The organism is Natronincola peptidivorans (assembly GCF_900111615.1).
Classification (GTDB): Bacteria; Bacillota; Clostridia; order Peptostreptococcales; family Natronincolaceae; genus Natronincola_A; species Natronincola_A peptidivorans.
In genome coordinates, this window is record NZ_FOHU01000001.1 from 256,399 (window position 1) to 274,061 (window position 17,663).

Consider the following 17,663-nt stretch of genomic DNA (forward strand, 5'->3'; position numbering starts at 1 on the left):
AGATAAGATATGGCTAGGAATAAATTGTAATAATATAAAAATAGTGTATAATATTATTAATAATTATTATTAGGAGGTAACAGGAGATGAATCCAAAATTGAAAATTACTGAAACAGTATTCAGGGATGCTCACCAGTCGCTAATGGCCACGAGAATGAAAACCGAAGATATGCTACCTATAGCAGAAAAAATGGATGAAGCTGGCTATCATTCTTTGGAAGTGTGGGGTGGAGCAACCTTTGATTCTTGCTTAAGATTTCTTAACGAGGATCCATGGGAAAGACTTAGAAGTATTAGAAAGGTTGTCAAGAAAACAAAATTACAAATGCTATTAAGAGGACAAAATTTGTTAGGTTATAAACATTATGCCGATGATGTTGTAAATGAATTTGTTAAAAAAGCCATTTATAATGGTATAGATATTATAAGAATATTTGATGCATTGAATGATTTAAGAAATATAGAAGCAGCGCTAAAGGCAACAAAGCAGGAAGGTGGGCATGCACAGGTGGCTATTTCCTATACCATCAGTCCTGTCCATAATATAGAGTATTACCTGCAGAAAGCAAAGGAAATAGAGAGCTTAGGTGCCGACTCCATTTGTATTAAAGATATGTCTGGAATATTGACTCCCTATGTAGCTTACGATTTGGTTAAACAGCTAAAAACAAATACTAAATTAATGGTACAGGTTCATAATCACTATAGCAGTGGAATTGCGTCTATGACCTATTTAAAAGCTATAGAAGCCGGCGCGGATGTAGTGGATACAGCTATTTCTCCTTTGGCCTTAGGCACCTCACAGCCTCCTACTGAGCCTTTGGTGGCTGCGCTTAAGGGCACACCCTATGATACTGGTATGAATCTAGAGCTGTTAAGTGAGGTGGCTGATTACTTTAAGCCATTAAGAGATAGATACTTAAATGAAGGACTTATTGATCCAAAAGTAATGGGTGTAGATGCTAATACATTAATATATCAAGTTCCAGGCGGCATGATATCCAATCTTCTTTCTCAATTAAAGCAACAAAATAAAGTTGATCAATTTGAAGAAGTATTAGCAGAAGTTCCAAAAGTTAGAGAAGAGTTAGGCTATCCACCTCTTGTGACTCCTATGAGTCAAATGGTAGGAACACAAGCATTGTTCAATGTACTAACGGGAGAAAGCTATAAAATGGTACCAAAGGAAATTAAAGATTATGTTGCTGGATTATATGGTCAACCAACGGTACCGATAAAGGATGAAATAAAGCAGAAAATAATAGGAGATAAGGAAGTAATCACTGACAGACCTGCTGACTTTATTTCTCCTCAGCTAGAAATATTAAAGAATGAGATGAAAGAATACTTAGAACAAGAAGAGGATGTGTTATCCTACGCTTTATTCCCTCAAGTAGCAATGAATTTCTTTAAACAAAGATGGGCAGAAAAATATAAGATTGAATCTACTTTATACAATGAAGAAGAAAAAACCCATCCTGTTTAAAGAATGAAAGGATTGTAATTAACGTAGCTCCTAGAAAACTAGGAGCTATTTAAATGCAAGTAGGATGAATAAAAACTTTAGTCTTTCTATTACTATAAAAAGTAATGACTTTTCCTATTGATTTATGAGGTATTATATTGTAACATTTTAGACAAATTAAGTTTTTAGTCTTAATTACCTCTGAGGAATATTGCAATTTAAGATTCCCATGTTTTTTCCAGCTTTTCCATCCTGTTTTACACAAAATACTCCGATTAGGATAATCAGCATATACCCATTTCAAAATTCGATGAAAATGAAAGGGATATTTAGTATAACTTATAAACATTTTTGGTAATCCTAATCCAATAGCGTATTCTTCAAAGGATTGTTCAATTTTTGTCTGAAGGGGATCTTTAATGACTGTTTTTACATAATTATAGTTATTTTCCCTAAGCCATATTGTTGAAGCATCAAACATATACCCGCGGCATACCTCTATAGGTTCATTTTTATCAACCTTTAGCTTATTTAAGAGATCTTCTACAATAGAAATAACATAATGTATGTATGCCTTTTTTTGAAAATTTTCACCTTTATAATAATCTAAAGGTATAACTGAATGATAATACTCATTGGTTTCTACTCGTAAAGCGCCAATAATTGTTCCGCCAAGTAAACTTCCACTACCTGCATCATCTATTTGAATCAAAGTATCACCTCAATATATCTAGAGCATTCTATTATAGTACTAACATACTTTATTGTTTGTAATAATCAAAATATATATAATTAAAATAATATAAATTATAATTCTAAGGAGGAGAAGTATGCGTATTTTAGTTACTAATGATGACGGAATTTTTGCAGAAGGCATCTATGACTTGGCAAAAGCCTTGCAAGATATAGGAGAAGTAATCGTAGCAGCACCAAATAGCGAAAGAAGTGCAACTGGACATGCTATTACAATTCATCATCCCCTCAGGGTGGATAAGGTAAGATTTTTTGATACAACCATAGAAGCATATTCAATTAGTGGGACACCTGCTGATTGTGTAAAATTAGCAGTTGAAGCTCTTTTAAAGGATAGAAGACCTGATATTGTGATTTCAGGTATCAATAATGGACCGAATTTAGGTACAGACGTGATTTATTCAGGCACAGTTTCGGCAGCAGTAGAAGCGGCAATAATGGATATAGATTCTATAGCTATTTCTATGGGAAGTACTAATATCACACAATATACAGATGCTGCAAATTTTGTTTGCAGGATAGCTAAGGAAATAATTCACAATAATGATATTAAAGATACTATTATTAATATTAATTATCCAACCTGTCCTAAGGAAGAAGTAAAAGGAGTTAAAGTAACTACTTTAGGCGTTAGAAAATATGAAAATACCTTCATTGAAAGAAAAGATCCTAGAGGAAATTCTTATTATTGGACTTCCGGCAATGTTGTTGACATGGAGCAAAATCAAGATAGTGATATTCTTGCATTGCAAAATGGTTATATATCCATTACACCTATACATTTTGATTTAACCCACTTTAAAACCTTTGAGAAAATTAAAAAGCTTAACTTTCAAAAATAGCCTAAAATATTAGGTTATTTTTTTAAGCTAAAACAATAAAATGAAAAAAATGAAATTCAAATTGCAAAAAATAAATAAATATATAGAAAAATGAAATTTAAATTGCAAAACCATGAGAAGTTTGATATTCTGTTAGTAAGGAATATTGTAGCAATTACAAATACGGGAGGGGTTGTAAAGGGTGGCTAATCCAAAATCTAATAAACAAATAAAGATTATAGAAACATGGTGCAAAGGGTGTGGAATCTGTGTTGAATTTTGTCCTGTAAATGTTTTGAAGCTTATAGATGATAAGATTACTATTACAGATAAAGACAAATGCATACGATGTGGACTATGCGAATTAAGATGTCCTGACTACGCTATTTATTTAGAGGAGGATAAAGATGAAAAATAGAAGTGTTAAACTAATGCAAGGAAATGAAGCTTGTGTTGAAGGCGCACTAGCAGCAGGGTTGAAGTTTTATGCAGGATATCCAATTACCCCATCTACTGAAATAGCAGAAATTTGTTCTCAAAAATTGCCATTAATTGGGGGTAAATTTATACAAATGGAGGATGAAATAGCAGGAATGGCAGCAACTATAGGTGGATCTCTTGCTGGCCTTAAGTCAATGACGGCAACCAGCGGTCCGGGATTTTCTTTAAAACAAGAAAATATTGGCTATGCAGCATTGGCAGAGATTCCTTGTGTAGTAGTTGATGTTCAGAGAGCAGGCCCCAGTACAGGACTGCCAACAGCACCTTCTCAAGGTGACATTATGCAAGCAAAATGGGGAACGCATGGTGACCATCCTGTCATAGCTTTATCACCATCTTCAGTGAGAGAAACCTATGATTTGACAATAAAGGCTTTTAACCTAGCAGAAAAATATAGAACTCCTGTATTCTTAATGTTAGATGAAATTGTGGGACATATGAGAGAAAAAATTGAGATTCCTAACAAAGATGAAATAGAAGTAATAGATAGGATAAAGCCTGAAAAAGGAGAAGCTGACTATATGGCTTATAGATTAAATGAAGGTGACTTGGTGCCACCTATGGCGGCTTTTGGAGAAGGATTTAATTTCCATGTGACAGGGTTAATGCATGATGAATTTGGTTTCCCAACGAATGATTCTGATATAGCCGATAAGCTTCTACGAAGGATTATGAATAAGATTAACGACAATGTTGATGACATTGTAATGTATGATGAAGAGTTTACTGAGAATGCTGATCTTATAGTATTGGCATATGGTGGAACCGCAAGATCGGCTAGAAGTGCTGTGAAAAAAGCAAGAATGGCAGGTATCAATGTAGGTCTTTTTAAGCCTTTAACAATTTGGCCTTTTCCAGAGAAAAGAGTAAGAGAGTTGATTGCCAAGACCAAAAAAGTGTTAGTTCCAGAGTTGAACTTGGGTCAATATGTTCTTGAAGTAGAACGGATTGTAGGAGATAAAGCTGAAGTATATCATTTAGGCAAAGTAAATGGAGAGGCAATAACTCCTGATGAAATCTTAGCTAAAATTAGGGAGGTTCTATAAAATGTATACTGGTAGTGATTTAATTAAAAACAACTTTAGAATGGATAGACTGCCTCATATTTGGTGTCCTGGATGTGGTCATGGAATCATAATGAAAATGGTTACACAGGCAATAGAGAATTGCAATCTTGAAAAGGAAAAGGTTTGCATCGTTTCTGGAATAGGGTGTTCATCAAGGGCACCGGGATATATGAATTTTAACACATTACACACAACTCATGGTAGAGCATTAGCTTTTGCTACTGGTGTTAAACTTGCTAATCCTGAACTCAAAGTAATTGTTATTACAGGAGACGGTGACTGTACAGCTATAGGTGGAAATCATCTTATCCATGCGGCAAGAAGAAATATTGATATTACTACCATTGTATTTAATAACAATATTTATGGAATGACAGGTGGACAATATTCTCCTACTACACCGATTAAAGAGTTTGGAACAACAGCCCCCTTTGGTAACATAGAAAAAGCCTTTGATGTATGTAAACTGGCAGATGGTGCCGGAGCAACTTATGTTGGTAGAGGAACCGCCTACCATGCAAATCAATTAGTAAAACTAATAGAAAATGCCCTTGAAAATAAAGGCTTCTCATTAGTTGACGCTATTAGTATTTGTCCTACTTATTATGGTAGAAAGAATAGAAAAGGATCAGTTGTTGATATGATGAAATACTTAAAAGATACAGCTATTGACGTAAAAGTAGCTGCAAAACTACCAAAGGAAAAAACAGAAGGTAAATTTTTAATTGGTGAGTTTAAAAACATTCATGAACCAGAGTATACTGAAGAATACTTAAAAATATTAGAATCAATCAAAAGTAAATAATTTTTAATACTTAAATATTAAGTATATCAAAGGAGAGATAATATGGTCAGTCATCAAGAGATAAGACTTAGCGGATCTGGAGGACAAGGATTAATATTAGGTGGTATTATTTTAGCAGAAGCTGGAATAATAGATGGAAAAAATGCAGTTCAATCACAATCATATGGGCCTGAAGCAAGAGGTGGAGCCAGTAAGGCTGAAGTAATTATTAGTAGTGAATCAATTGATTATCCAAAAGTAGAAAAAGCCGACCTATTATTAGCGTTAACGCAAGTGGCATATGATAAATACATTACTACATTAAAGGATGAAGGTATACTAGTCATTGATTCTAGCATTAAACATAATAATGACATACCCTGCAAAGTAGTAAAAGTGCCAATAATATCAACTGCCTCTGAAAAAATTGGAAAAGCAATGGTTGCAAATATTGTAGCCATTGGAGCAATACAGCAGTTAACGAGTATTGTTACAAAAGAAGCTTTAGAAACAGCCGTGCTTAATAGAGTACCGAGAGGTACTGAGGAATTAAATAAAAAAGCTTTAATGGAAGGTTATAATCTAGCAATAGAAAGCACATCATCTAAGGCAGTTAACAAAATAGTATAAATAAAATAAAATAAAATGGGTGATGCGAATGATAGAAGAAAAAAAGGATTTAATTGAAGAAATTCAGAAAAATTTTACTAGGCTTAGCAAGGGACAAAAATTAATTGCTCAATATATTGTAGACAATTATGACAAAGCAGCTTTTATGACGGCATCAAAGTTAGCAAAAATTGTTGGGGTTAGCGAATCCACTGTAGTAAGATTTGCTAATGCATTAGGATTTGAGGGATACCCACAACTTCAACGGGGATTACAAGATATAATTAAGGTTAAATTAACTACAGTACAAAGAGTAGAAATGGCTAGAGATTATTCAAATGAAGAAATGATATTAAAAAAAATGTTTAAAGCTGACATAGAAAACATTCGTGCAACTCAAGAAAGTATGGACTTTGAAGTATTTGAGGCAGTAGTGGACAAAATATTAAAGGCAGAAAAAATATATATAATTGGTCTTAGAAGCTCAACTGCATTAGCGCAGTATTTAGGTTTTTATCTAAATTTAATATTAGATAATGTGAAAATTGTTGGATATGGCATTAGTGATATTTTCGAACAAATGTTAAGAGTATCAGAAAAAGACTTAGTGATTGGAATAAGTTTTCCAAGGTATTCCAATAGGACTGTGGAAGTCCTAAAATATGCACAGGAGCAAAATGCAACTATCGTAGCTATAACAGATAGTTTTGTATCCCCTATTTATGGGTTGTCTAATTATTGTCTAACAGCTAAGAATAATATGGCCTCTTTTGTGGATTCTTTAGTGGCACCATTAAGCTTATTAAATACGCTAATCATTTCTGTAGGAATGCGGGAAAAGGAAGAAATTACAGCATATTTCAATAAATTAGAAAGTTTATGGGATAAATATAACGTTTATGATAATGAAAAGTAAAATTCCTTCGGAGCACCTGATTATAGGTGCTTTTATTTTTCGCATATAGATTAAAATATGTAATAATTTACGTATTTTTTGAGCATAAATAAAAAAAGAGTATCATACGAGGAGTAAGCAGGATGAAAAAAATATATATAGTTAGACATGGAGAAACAAATTGGAACCTAGAAGGAAAAACGCAAGGGAAAAAGGACTCTAAACTGACAGAGTTAGGATATTTGCAGACCCAAAAGTTAGCCCATAGATTATCTGAAGAAAAAATAGAAGTTATCTATTCTAGCAATTTAGTTAGAGCTAAGTCAACAGCAATCATGATCAGCAAACAATTAAATGTTCCTTATTACTATGAAGAGAACTTAGCTGAGATGGATTTTGGAGAATGGGAAGGGTTAACCAATGATGAAATAATAAAACTATATCCTGATAAGTATAATGGATGGAGAATGAAGCCTCATGAAGTTTGCATACCAAGAGGAGAAAGTTTAATAGCAGCTCAAAAAAGAATTGTCAGCTTCTTTGAAGAATTAATAAAAACAACAAATTATAATAAGATTCTATTAATCAGTCATAGTACCATTAACAAGTTATTATTACTTTATATTCTAGGAATGAATTTATCTAACTACTATATATTAAAACAAGATAATTGCTGTATAAATATTTTGAGCTTTGGAAAGTATGGACCAAGACTTTTAAATTATAACGATACATGTTATATAAAGTCATAAGCATGATGGATTATAAATGAAAGAAATTAGATAGTCCTATAGAGAGTGTATCTCCTATAATACAGTATGTTTTGTTTAGTGTTATACTATTTAATTATATGACTTATGTAGAAGACAGATTAAAGCTTAGTAAATAATTCATTTTTACACAATGCTTGAGTAATTGAATAAATTAATGTATAATTTTAATAGTGTATAATACTAAAGAGAGGTTACTGCATTATAACCACCCTTAATGGTGGTTTCAACCTTTTAATGGGAGGAATGTAATTGAATCATTTACAAATAGCTATTGATGGCCCAGCTGGAGCAGGTAAAAGTACAATTGCTAGAAAACTAGCAAAAAATCTAAATATTACCTATGTGGATACTGGTGCGATGTACAGAGCTTTAACCTATAAGATTTTAAAGGATAAAATAGAAATCAACAATATTGATAGTATTATTGAAACTGCTAAAAATACAAATATTCTACTAATTGAAGATGAGTTATATCTTGACAATCAGCATATAACAGATGAGATAAGAAGCAAAGAAGTCACACATTATGTTTCCTATATAGCTCAAATCCCTGAGCTGCGAAAAATTTTAGTTGAATTACAAAAAAAAATTGCTGATAACAATAGTGTGGTTATGGATGGGAGAGATATAGGTACTTTTGTTTTACCAAATGCAAATGTAAAAATCTTTCTAACTGCATCAATTGAGGAAAGAGCATATAGAAGATACAATGAACTATTACTGAAAGATCAGCCAGTAAACCTTCAGGAGATAAAAAAATCTATTGAAGAAAGAGATAAAATTGACTCCCAAAGAGATTACGCACCTCTCGTAAAGGCAGAAGATGCAATTGAATTAGATACAACTGGTTTATCTATTGATGAAGTTATTGAAAAGATTATACATATAATTCATAGAGATAAATAATAGCTATCATTCGTAATTATTATAGAAGGAATTTATAAAGATTTATAGAATTTGTAATTTGGTTGATTAAAGCAAGTATTAACATATAGGAATAATTCAAAACCATTATTTAGGAGGAAGTAAATGAAGGTTATTCTAGCTGATTACTCAGGATTTTGTTTTGGGGTAGAAAAAGCAATCACTACAACTTTTGAAGAATTAAATAAAGAGAGCAAAAATGATATCATATACTCTCTTGGACCACTAATTCATAATGATCAAGTAGTAGAGGATTTAGAGAAAAAAGGTGTAAAAGTAATAGAAGATATAGAGATGCTGGAGGAAGGATCCGTCATAATTAGATCTCATGGAGTTCCCCAAAATACATTTAATACAGCTAAAGAGAAAGGCTTAAATATAATAAATGCAACCTGTCCTTTTGTTAAGAGGATACAAAATATAGCAAAAACCCATCATGAAGAAGGATATACTATAGCTATTATAGGAAATCCAAAGCACCCAGAAGTAATAGGTATCAATGGGTGGTGCGATAACAAGGCTATTATAGTAGAAGAAGAAAAAGATATAGAGAAACTACAAAACATTGATAGACTATGCATAGTTGTACAGACGACTATGTCGGTTGAACAATATGAAGAAATCAGCAAAAAACTTGAAGAGCAGGTTAAGGAAGTTGTAAAATATAATACAATTTGCTTAGCTACAAAAGAAAGACAGGCAGCAGCAGAAAACCTTGCCAAAGAAGTAGAAGCAATGATTGTAATTGGAGGTTATCATAGCTCCAATACTCAAAAACTAGTAGATATATGTAAAAAAATAAGACCCTATTCTACATTTCACATAGAAACTGCTGAGGATTTACCGATGGATTTGTTGCAAAAGTACCAACTTGTAGGAGTGACAGCTGGAGCCTCAACACCTAAATGGATTATTAAAGAAATTATTAATAAACTTAGTAACATATAATTTATCAAGGAGGATAACAAAATGAATAATGAAATGGAAAACTTAATGGAAGAAATTGAAAAATCTATGATAAAGCTACATAGAGGAGATATTGTAACTGGAAAAGTAATAAGGGTTACAGATAGTGAAATAACTGTTAATGTAGGATATAAGGCTGACGGAGTAATACCAAAACAAGAAATGTCCAATGATACTTCAGTTAATCCTCATGATGTAGCCAAGGTAGGAGATGAAATAAAAGTATATATAATAAAAGTGGATGATGGTGAAGGTAATGTATTGTTATCAAAAAAGAAAGTAGATAGTGAAAAGGGATGGGAAGACTTAGAAATGATTAATGAAGCAAAGTCTCTTGTTGAGACAAAGGTCATTGAAGCGGTACGTGGAGGTGTTGTTACCATCTCTAGAGGAATAAGATGTTTCATTCCTGCTAGTCAATTATCAGATAGATATGTAGAAGATTTAAATGCATATGTGGGTAAAAGTTTTAATACTAAAATTATTGAATTTGATCGTAGAAAAAATAAAGTTGTATTATCTAGAAAAGATGTACTAATGGAAGAAAAGAAAGAGAAGAGAAATGAAGTCTTTAGTCAATTAGAAAAAGGTCAAAGAATACAGGGGCAAGTTAAACAAATCACAGATTTTGGAGCCTTTGTTGATATTGGAGGAATTGATGGTTTAGTTCATATCTCAGAAATATCTTGGGGCAGAGTAAAACATCCTTCAGAAATATTACAAACTGGAGAATCTGTAGAAGTAGAGGTTTTAGATTTTGATAGATCTTCTGGAAAAGTATCACTAAGTCTTAAGAATACTCAAATACAACCATGGGAGGACATAGAGAACAATTACAAGACAGGAGATATTGTAGAAGGAAAAGTTGTTAAGCTTTTAGATTTTGGAGCATTTGTTGAAATAGAGCCAGGGTTAGATGGATTGGTACATATTTCACAAATCAGTGATAAACATATAGCGAATCCTTCAGAAGTATTGGCGCTGAATGAGAAAATCAATGTGAAAATACTAGATATAAATAAAGAAGAGAAAAGAATTAGCCTAAGTATAATAGCAGCTAAAGAAACCAAAGAAGATCCTAGTATAGATTACGTAGATGATGAAAATCCAGTTACAATAGGTGATATTGTTAAATCTTCTAGTAACGATGATAAAAATAAAGAGTCTTAGACTCTTTATTTTTTAACGTTGATAAAGAATAGATGTTTTGAGGTTATTAACATGGATATAATAAGAAATATACAATGTTGTTACCGAGAGGGGGAAAACAATGGAAGGGTATAATTTATTTAAAGAAAGAATATATAAAAAAATAGGTATTAATTTATCTAGCTATAAAGAAAGGCAAATGAAAAGAAGAATAGAGTCCTTAATTACTCGTAATAATATTAATTCCTATGAAGATTACTATGAGGCATTAAATAGTAATAGTGGAATATTAGATGAATTCATTAATTATTTAACAATAAATGTGTCAGAGTTCTATCGAAATCCAATTCAATGGGATGCATTGGAAAATGAGATAATCCCACATTTATTAAAACACAATAATAAACTAAAAATATGGAGTGCAGCATGTTCGACTGGAGAAGAACCCTATTCGTTAGTCATGTTATTAACTAAATTTAAATCACTAAATGATATTAGTATTATAGCAACGGATATAGATAAAGGTGCTTTAGCAAAAGCAAGTGTAGGAATTTATTCAAAAAAAAGTTTAGATAATTTACCGAGAGAATTTGTGCAGAAATATTTTGTACAAATTGGAGAAAGTTTCAAAATAGCTGAGGAGATAAAAAGTAGAGTAGTCTTTAAACATAGCAATCTATTGGAGGATAAATATCCAGATAACTGTGATCTAATAATTTGTCGCAATGTCATGATCTATTTTACTGAGGAAACAAAAAGTCAATTGTATAATAAATTTTACAATTCGTTAAATAATAATGGTGTACTATTTGTTGGGAGCACAGAACAAATTATTTTGCCACATAGATATAAGCTTACACCTATCAAAACCTTTTTTTATACAAAAATTGTATAAATAATAGAAAGGATGTTGTGGATGGAAATAAAAGAATTATTGCATAAGCTTTCTGAAGCATCTGGAGTTTCAGGGTATGAGGAAGAGGTATGTGAGATAATTGAAACTCATTTTATCAAATATACTGACATCATAGAAAAAGATAAGCTGGGAAACTTAATTTGTATTAAAAAGGGAAACAAAAATAATGGTAAAAAAATTATGTTGGCAGCTCACATGGATGAAATTGGATTAATGGTAAAAGAAATCGATGAAAAGGGATATATTAAATTTACTAGTATAGGTGGAATAGATCAAAGAACACTTTTGTGTCAAGAAGTAATCATTCATGGTAAAGAAAAGCTATTTGGTGTGATTGGTGTAAAACCGCCACATTTAACGACAGCAGAAGAAAGAAAGAAAGCCGTAAAGATAGAGGATTTAGTTATTGATGTTGGTTTAAGCCCAGAAAAGGTTAAAAAAATAGTTTCCATAGGAGATATTATAACAATTAAAAGAAATGTCACCTATCTTTTGAATGATTGGATAGCAGGAAAGGCCCTAGATGATAGAGCAGGTGTAGCAGCATTATATGAATGTTTAAAAGAACTAAAGAATAGGCAACATGATATAGATGTATATTGTGTAGCAACCACTCAAGAAGAGGTAGGTACTAGGGGAGCAATTACATCTACTTATGGAATAAATCCTCAAGTAGGCATAGCCATCGATGTAGGTTTTGGTAGAACACCAGAACTAAACAAATATGATACGATAGAAATGAATAAAGGACCAGCCATCACACTAGGACCCAATATACATCCTAAAATATTTCAAAGGTTAAAGGAGACTGCAAAAGAGAATTTTATAGATTATCAAATCACTGTAGCACCAGGTCAAACTGGAACAGATGCCAGATCAATACAAGTATCAAGGACGGGTGTAGCAACGGGGCTGTTATCGATTCCTTTAAGATATATGCATACTTCAGTTGAAACAATTAGCTTGGATGACATTCAAAAAACAGGGAAGCTATTAGCCAATTTTATTGTTGCATTAAATGAAATTGATATGGAGGAGTTCTTATGCTATTAAAAAAACTAACCAATGCTTCTGGAGTCTCCGGAAATGAAGATGAAGTACGTAATATAATAAGGGCCGAATTAAAAGGAATTGCAGATGATATAAGAGTAGACAGCATAGGCAATATTTTTGCAGAAAAGAAATCCAGGAAAAGTAAATACAATATAGCAATAACTGCTCATATGGATGAAGTTGGATTTATGGTGAAAGGAATAGATGATCATGGATTAGTAAAATTCACACCAGTAGGGGGAATTGATAGTAGAATATTGGTTTCTAAAATTGTTTTGATTGGTAATAGGAAAATACCTGGTGTAATTGGTGCAAAGGCTATTCACATGCAAAAGCCAGAAGAAAGAAAAAAAGCCTTAAATATAGATGATCTTTATATTGATATTGGAGCAAAATCAAAAGAAGAAGCAGATAAAGTGATTTCTATAGGAGACTACATAAGTTTCCATAGTGAGTTTACTGAATTTGGTGATAATAAAATTAAAGGAAAAGCTTTAGATAATAGAGTTGGATGTAATATAATTATAGAACTCCTAAAAAAAGAATTGCCAAGTAATATAGTTGGAGTTTTCACTGTTCAAGAAGAGATTGGATTAAGGGGTGCTGAAATTGCGTCCTATCATCTAGAGGCTGATTTAATCATTGTAGTAGAAGGAACTACCTCTTCAGACGTTTCAGGGACTGAACCTCATTTCCAAATAACAGAGTTAGGGAAAGGACCAGCTATCTCTATTATGGACCAAACCTCTATGTATAATAAGAAGCATGTAGAATTTATAATTAATACTGCTAAGAAATATAATATTCCTTGGCAATATAGAAAAGCAACCCTTGGGGGAAACGATGCTGGTAAGTTTCAACATGCAAAATCTGGTACCATTTGTATATCTATAGCTGTACCTTGTAGATATATTCATTCTCCTATTTCTGTTTTAAGCAAAGACGATATGAATAATACTCTAAAATTGATAACAAAATATATTGAAGAAATTAGTAAAGGAGGTATCATTTAACTAATGAAAGGACTGAATATTGAATTATTAAAAGAAATGCTATCCGTCTATTCACCTTCAGGTAATGAATCAAATATTAGAGAGATTATAAAAGAAGAAATTGATGATTTAGTAGATGAGATGCAAGTTGATGCTTTAGGGAATTTAATTGCTCGAAAGAAAGGCAATGGCACAAAAATAATGCTAGCCGGACATATGGATCAAATTGCATTGATGGTAACTCATATTGATGAGAAGGGATTTTTAAGATGTACGAACATAGGAGGTATTTCACCTACTATATCTGTTTCTCAAAGGATTATTTTCGAAAATGGTACCATAGGTGTAATAGGAAATGAGAAGTTGGAAAGCATAAAGGATTTGAAACTAGATAAATTATACATAGATATTGGAGTCAGTAGCAAAGAAGAAGCAGAAAAGATAATTACCATAGGAGATGTTGCAGTATACTATAGTGAACCCATCGTTGACAATAAAAAAGTAATATCCCAAGCAGTTGATGATAGAATCGGATGTTTTGTAATGATAGAAGCTCTTAAGATACTAGCAAATACTGATAACGATATATATTTCGTATTTACTGTTCAAGAAGAAGTGGGTATAAGAGGCGCCAAAACTGCTGCTTTTGCTATAGAGCCAGATATTGCTATAGCTTTTGATGTGACAGCTACTGGTGACACTCCAAAAGCAAAACCCATGGCAGTACAACTAGGATCAGGACCAGCAATTAAGGTGAAGGATAACTCCATATTATGTCATCCAAAGGTCAAGAATTATATGATTCAGCAAGCAGAAAAAAATGACATTCCTTATCAACTGGAGGTCTTAGAATACGGAGGCACTGATTCAGGTGCTATCCATTTATCAAGAAGCGGCGTCCCTTCTGGCGTTCTCTCAATTCCCTGTAGGTATTTACATAGCAACTGTGAAATGGTTTTTCTCTCTGATGTAGAAAACGCTGTTAAGCTAACGAAGCATATGTTAGAAAATAAAATCGAATTAAATAAATAATTCAAAAAGACATGGGCTCATGTCTTTTTTTGTTGTGCAATTGAAGAGAATGGCTGAATTTGTTTAACGAAACCTATAAAATTTTAAAGGAAAAAAGTATATTGATATTGAAGAAATCTACAGGAGGTGAAATTGTGGAAATTATTAATGAAATATATTCAATAAAAGAGATTTCTGATATTACTGGTTATAAACCACATGTGATACGTTACTATGAAAAAGAATTTGAATTAGAGATACCTAGAAACGAGAGCAACAGAAGATATTTCACTATTAACGAACTAGAAAAATTAAGGTATATTAAATCTTTGCAAGAAAAAGGATTGTCAAATAAGCAAATTAAACAAATACTAAAGTCTCCTGAAATCGTAATTAGTGATAATACAATGGATAATACTTCACAAGAAGCAGCTATCTCGGTATTAGATGACTTATCCCAAGAAAGAGACATAGAGATAAGAAGAGATGACATACACGATATTTTAAAGCACTTAACAGACGTTATGAAAAAACTAGATTATAGAAATGATATTGAAGAATTATCATATAAAATTGATGAAATACGAAATGAATTTGTCAATCAAGAGAAAGATGTATTGATATGTGAAAATGCTAAGCTTAAAATGAAGGTTAAAGAAAAATCTTATGAAGTTGCGGAGTTAAAAGAAAAATTAAAGAGAGAGCAAAACAGAAAGATATCGATTTTCACTAAAATATTTGGTACAAGTAATTAAAAGCTCAGTCAATATTTAGACTGAGCTTTTACTATGCTTAAGTTATAGGAATATCTATCTATAGAACGAGATGTAAGTTAGCTACCTACCTTGTTCTATTAGGATAACTCTCTAATGCAAGCTTTAATATATTCATCGAAGACTTTAGGTCATTTTCATTTAAGATATAAGCAATTCTAGCTTCATCCTTACCTAAACCAGGTGTAGCATAAAACCCTTCAGCAGGTGCTAACATAACAGTTCCACCATCTACATCAAAGTCTTTTAGCATCCAAATCACAAACTTTTCTGCGTCATCTACTGGCAGTTTAGCAACGACATAGAAGGCACCAGTTGGCTTTTTACACAATACACCAGAAATATCATTGAGACCTTTATATACGATATCTCTACGTTTTTGATACTCTTCATTAACTAGGTTAAAATAATTTTCCGATGTTTTATAAAGCTCTACAGAGCCAATTTGCTCTAATGTAGGAACACATAATCTTCCTTGGCAAAGCTTTAATATCTGTTTCATTAATTCTTTGTTTTTGCTGGTAATAGACCCTATTCTAGCACCACAGGCACTGTAACGCTTAGACACACTATCAATAATAACTACTCTATCTTGGATACCATCAATGTTACCGAAGCTGGTATAATTTAAACCATCATAAACAAATTCTCTATATACTTCATCAGCAATAATAAATAAATTGTACTCCTTTGCTAACTCTGCTAGCATTTCAATCTCTTCTTTTGTATAAACAACACCAGTAGGGTTACCTGGGTTAGAAAGTAATATTGCTTTTGTACGAGGATTAATAGATTCCTCTAGTATCTTCTTATTAGGCAGATGAAAACCTTCTTCTGCTTTACAGGTAATTGGAGAAACTTTAACATCTACAGCAGAGCTAAATCCGTTATAATTTGTATAAAAGGGTTCAGGTACTAAAATCTCGTCTCCAGCATCTGCTACAGCAATAATTGTAAATAGTAAGGCTTCTGACCCACCATTGGTTATTAAAACCTCATCTTGATCATAAAACATATTGTACTTTTTATAATAGTCGATTATAGAACTAATTAACTCTGGCATTCCTTGTGATAAGGAGTAAGCCAAAACTTTCTCATCGTAATTGCGAATAGATTCCATAAAAGATGCAGGTGTTTCAATATCTGGTTGTCCAATGTTTAAATGATAAACATGCTTGCCACTAGCCTTTGCAGCTTGAGCGTAAGGTACTAACTTCCTTATGGGAGATTCTTGCATATCCGTAATACGTTTAGATAAACTCATTTGAATACCTCCTATGTATTATATTTGTATGTATTTCTATAATATAACAACTTCTAAAAGACAAATTAGGCAAACACTTTCATTATCAAGTAGTGATAATATTTACAATTCATATTAGTAATAATTATTACCATTAAGTAGTTTATTATTATATCTTTAAAAAAATACTATTACCTGAATGACAATTATAGATAGTGGTAATAATCAAGTAATATAATGAATAATTAAGGTTTTAGGAGGACTAAGTATGAGAATTCCAACACATATAGGGATTATCCCGGATGGCAATAGAAGATGGGCAGATAGTAAAGGAATGTCAAAGGAAGAAGGATATCGTAAAGGTTTGAAACCTGGTCTAGAACTGTTTAAACTATGTAAAGAAGTTGGGATTAAAGAGTTAACTTATTATGGATTTACGATGGATAATACTAAACGTCCATCGATACAAACCATAGCATTTACGAAGGCCTGTATAGATGCTGTAAAAATGCTCTCTATGGAGGATGCTTCCTTATTGGTAATGGGAAATACTAATTCTTTAATGTTTCCAAAAGAATTAATACCGTATACCCAAAGACGAAGTTTTGGTAAGGGAACTACAAAGGTTAATTTTCTAGTAAACTATGGATGGCAATGGGACCTATCTAAAGCATCAGTAAGCCCTTCAAAGAAGAAGAACAATTGGACCAGTGAACTATATTCATCAGATATATCTAGAATCGATTTAATTATTAGGTGGGGAGGAAGACGAAGACTAAGCGGATTTTTACCAGTCCAATCAGTTTATTCAGATTTCTATGTAATAGACGAATATTGGCCAGATTTTACTTCTCAGCATTTTTTTGAAGCACTTGCATGGTATAATAAACAGGATATTACCTTAGGAGGATAATAAGCTATTTTTTACAGGATAATCCATGCCTGTACTTTTTTTATTAGTATAATT

At 32.2% G+C, this 17,663-nt stretch carries 19 protein-coding genes; 17 read left to right on the forward strand and 2 right to left on the reverse strand.

Features of this window, described 5'->3' with window-relative positions:
* Positions 1-86 precede the first annotated feature (86 nt).
* On the forward strand, positions 87-1,487 hold the full coding sequence (locus tag BMX10_RS01320; protein WP_090438117.1) for an oxaloacetate decarboxylase subunit alpha: 1,401 nt from the start codon (positions 87-89) through the stop codon (positions 1,485-1,487).
* Positions 1,488-1,536: 49 nt separating this feature from the next.
* Here the strand turns inward: BMX10_RS01320 and BMX10_RS01325 are convergent, their stop codons facing one another.
* Positions 1,537-2,178 carry a hypothetical protein gene (locus BMX10_RS01325; RefSeq protein WP_090438119.1) on the reverse strand — a complete coding sequence of 214 codons (642 nt, stop codon included), beginning with the start codon at positions 2,176-2,178 and terminating at the stop codon, positions 1,537-1,539.
* Between the two features lie 118 nt (positions 2,179-2,296).
* On the opposite strand from BMX10_RS01325, the gene surE reads away from it, so the two are divergent.
* The 15 genes from surE to BMX10_RS01400 all read left to right on the forward strand — a co-directional run bounded on the left by surE (position 2,297) and on the right by BMX10_RS01400 (position 15,435).
* Positions 2,297-3,061 (forward strand): 5'/3'-nucleotidase SurE, encoded by a 765-nt coding sequence (surE, locus tag BMX10_RS01330; protein WP_090438122.1) that lies wholly within the window; start codon positions 2,297-2,299, stop codon positions 3,059-3,061.
* Between the two features lie 181 nt (positions 3,062-3,242).
* The gene (locus BMX10_RS01335; protein WP_090438125.1) at positions 3,243-3,458 is read left to right on the forward strand and encodes a 4Fe-4S dicluster domain-containing protein; all 216 of its coding nucleotides are present in this window, start codon (positions 3,243-3,245) and stop codon (positions 3,456-3,458) included.
* A complete protein-coding gene (locus BMX10_RS01340; RefSeq protein WP_090438128.1) occupies positions 3,448-4,587 on the forward strand; it encodes a 2-oxoacid:acceptor oxidoreductase subunit alpha in 1,140 nt (379 codons plus the stop codon). The genes BMX10_RS01335 and BMX10_RS01340 overlap by 11 nt, the downstream gene beginning before the upstream one ends.
* Before the next feature lies 1 nt (position 4,588).
* Complete coding sequence (locus BMX10_RS01345) at positions 4,589-5,413, forward strand: 2-oxoacid:ferredoxin oxidoreductase subunit beta (RefSeq protein ID WP_090438131.1); 825 nt, start codon at positions 4,589-4,591, stop codon at positions 5,411-5,413.
* A 42-nt stretch (positions 5,414-5,455) separates the two neighbouring features.
* A complete protein-coding gene (locus tag BMX10_RS01350) occupies positions 5,456-6,022 on the forward strand; it encodes a 2-oxoacid:acceptor oxidoreductase family protein (protein WP_090438134.1) in 567 nt (188 codons plus the stop codon).
* A 28-nt stretch (positions 6,023-6,050) separates the two neighbouring features.
* Entirely contained in the window at positions 6,051-6,917 is an 867-nt protein-coding gene (locus tag BMX10_RS01355) for a MurR/RpiR family transcriptional regulator (RefSeq protein ID WP_090438137.1), read from the forward strand.
* Positions 6,918-7,039: 122 nt separating this feature from the next.
* On the forward strand, positions 7,040-7,648 hold the full coding sequence (locus tag BMX10_RS01360) for a histidine phosphatase family protein (protein WP_090438143.1): 609 nt from the start codon (positions 7,040-7,042) through the stop codon (positions 7,646-7,648).
* 270 nt (positions 7,649-7,918) lie between these two features.
* Complete coding sequence (gene cmk / locus BMX10_RS01365) at positions 7,919-8,575, forward strand: (d)CMP kinase (RefSeq protein WP_090438146.1); 657 nt, start codon at positions 7,919-7,921, stop codon at positions 8,573-8,575.
* A gap of 123 nt (positions 8,576-8,698) precedes the next feature.
* Positions 8,699-9,541 (forward strand): 4-hydroxy-3-methylbut-2-enyl diphosphate reductase, encoded by an 843-nt coding sequence (locus BMX10_RS01370; RefSeq protein ID WP_090438149.1) that lies wholly within the window; start codon positions 8,699-8,701, stop codon positions 9,539-9,541.
* A 21-nt stretch (positions 9,542-9,562) separates the two neighbouring features.
* Positions 9,563-10,729, forward strand: coding sequence for a 30S ribosomal protein S1 (rpsA, locus tag BMX10_RS01375; RefSeq protein ID WP_090438152.1), 1,167 nt, complete (start codon positions 9,563-9,565; stop codon positions 10,727-10,729).
* Positions 10,730-10,829: 100 nt separating this feature from the next.
* Entirely contained in the window at positions 10,830-11,603 is a 774-nt protein-coding gene (locus BMX10_RS01380) for a CheR family methyltransferase (RefSeq protein ID WP_090438155.1), read from the forward strand.
* Between the two features lie 21 nt (positions 11,604-11,624).
* A complete protein-coding gene (locus tag BMX10_RS01385; RefSeq protein WP_090438157.1) occupies positions 11,625-12,677 on the forward strand; it encodes a M42 family metallopeptidase in 1,053 nt (350 codons plus the stop codon).
* Complete coding sequence (locus BMX10_RS01390; protein ID WP_090438160.1) at positions 12,668-13,690, forward strand: M42 family metallopeptidase; 1,023 nt, start codon at positions 12,668-12,670, stop codon at positions 13,688-13,690. The genes BMX10_RS01385 and BMX10_RS01390 overlap by 10 nt, the downstream gene beginning before the upstream one ends.
* A 3-nt stretch (positions 13,691-13,693) precedes the next feature.
* On the forward strand, positions 13,694-14,701 hold the full coding sequence (locus tag BMX10_RS01395) for a M42 family metallopeptidase (RefSeq protein WP_090438163.1): 1,008 nt from the start codon (positions 13,694-13,696) through the stop codon (positions 14,699-14,701).
* A gap of 134 nt (positions 14,702-14,835) precedes the next feature.
* Positions 14,836-15,435 carry a MerR family transcriptional regulator gene (locus BMX10_RS01400; protein WP_244272592.1) on the forward strand — a complete coding sequence of 200 codons (600 nt, stop codon included), beginning with the start codon at positions 14,836-14,838 and terminating at the stop codon, positions 15,433-15,435.
* 85 nt (positions 15,436-15,520) lie between these two features.
* Here the strand turns inward: BMX10_RS01400 and BMX10_RS01405 are convergent, their stop codons facing one another.
* Positions 15,521-16,717: a pyridoxal phosphate-dependent aminotransferase gene (locus tag BMX10_RS01405; RefSeq protein WP_090438166.1), complete on the reverse strand. Its 1,197-nt coding sequence runs from the start codon at positions 16,715-16,717 to the stop codon at positions 15,521-15,523.
* 247 nt (positions 16,718-16,964) lie between these two features.
* Between BMX10_RS01405 and uppS the strand changes: the two genes are divergently transcribed.
* Positions 16,965-17,609, forward strand: coding sequence for a polyprenyl diphosphate synthase (uppS, locus tag BMX10_RS01410; protein WP_090438169.1), 645 nt, complete (start codon positions 16,965-16,967; stop codon positions 17,607-17,609).
* Positions 17,610-17,663: the final 54 nt, after the last annotated feature.

What these genes read in the sequence shown, in the direction of transcription:
- BMX10_RS01320 (WP_090438117.1), top strand. Translation starts at nt 87, where the DNA reads ATGAATCCAAAATTGAAAATTACTGAAACAGTATTCAGGGATGCTCAC.
- surE (WP_090438122.1), top strand. Translation starts at nt 2,297, where the DNA reads ATGCGTATTTTAGTTACTAATGATGACGGAATTTTTGCAGAAGGCATC.
- BMX10_RS01340 (WP_090438128.1), top strand. Translation starts at nt 3,448, where the DNA reads ATGAAAAATAGAAGTGTTAAACTAATGCAAGGAAATGAAGCTTGTGTT.
- BMX10_RS01345 (WP_090438131.1), top strand. Translation starts at nt 4,589, where the DNA reads ATGTATACTGGTAGTGATTTAATTAAAAACAACTTTAGAATGGATAGA.
- BMX10_RS01350 (WP_090438134.1), top strand. Translation starts at nt 5,456, where the DNA reads ATGGTCAGTCATCAAGAGATAAGACTTAGCGGATCTGGAGGACAAGGA.
- BMX10_RS01355 (WP_090438137.1), top strand. Translation starts at nt 6,051, where the DNA reads ATGATAGAAGAAAAAAAGGATTTAATTGAAGAAATTCAGAAAAATTTT.
- BMX10_RS01360 (WP_090438143.1), top strand. Translation starts at nt 7,040, where the DNA reads ATGAAAAAAATATATATAGTTAGACATGGAGAAACAAATTGGAACCTA.
- BMX10_RS01370 (WP_090438149.1), top strand. Translation starts at nt 8,699, where the DNA reads ATGAAGGTTATTCTAGCTGATTACTCAGGATTTTGTTTTGGGGTAGAA.
- rpsA (WP_090438152.1), top strand. Translation starts at nt 9,563, where the DNA reads ATGAATAATGAAATGGAAAACTTAATGGAAGAAATTGAAAAATCTATG.
- BMX10_RS01380 (WP_090438155.1), top strand. Translation starts at nt 10,830, where the DNA reads ATGGAAGGGTATAATTTATTTAAAGAAAGAATATATAAAAAAATAGGT.
- BMX10_RS01385 (WP_090438157.1), top strand. Translation starts at nt 11,625, where the DNA reads ATGGAAATAAAAGAATTATTGCATAAGCTTTCTGAAGCATCTGGAGTT.
- BMX10_RS01390 (WP_090438160.1), top strand. Translation starts at nt 12,668, where the DNA reads ATGCTATTAAAAAAACTAACCAATGCTTCTGGAGTCTCCGGAAATGAA.
- BMX10_RS01395 (WP_090438163.1), top strand. Translation starts at nt 13,694, where the DNA reads ATGAAAGGACTGAATATTGAATTATTAAAAGAAATGCTATCCGTCTAT.
- BMX10_RS01405 (WP_090438166.1), bottom strand. Translation starts at nt 16,717, where the DNA reads ATGAGTTTATCTAAACGTATTACGGATATGCAAGAATCTCCCATAAGG.
- uppS (WP_090438169.1), top strand. Translation starts at nt 16,965, where the DNA reads ATGAGAATTCCAACACATATAGGGATTATCCCGGATGGCAATAGAAGA.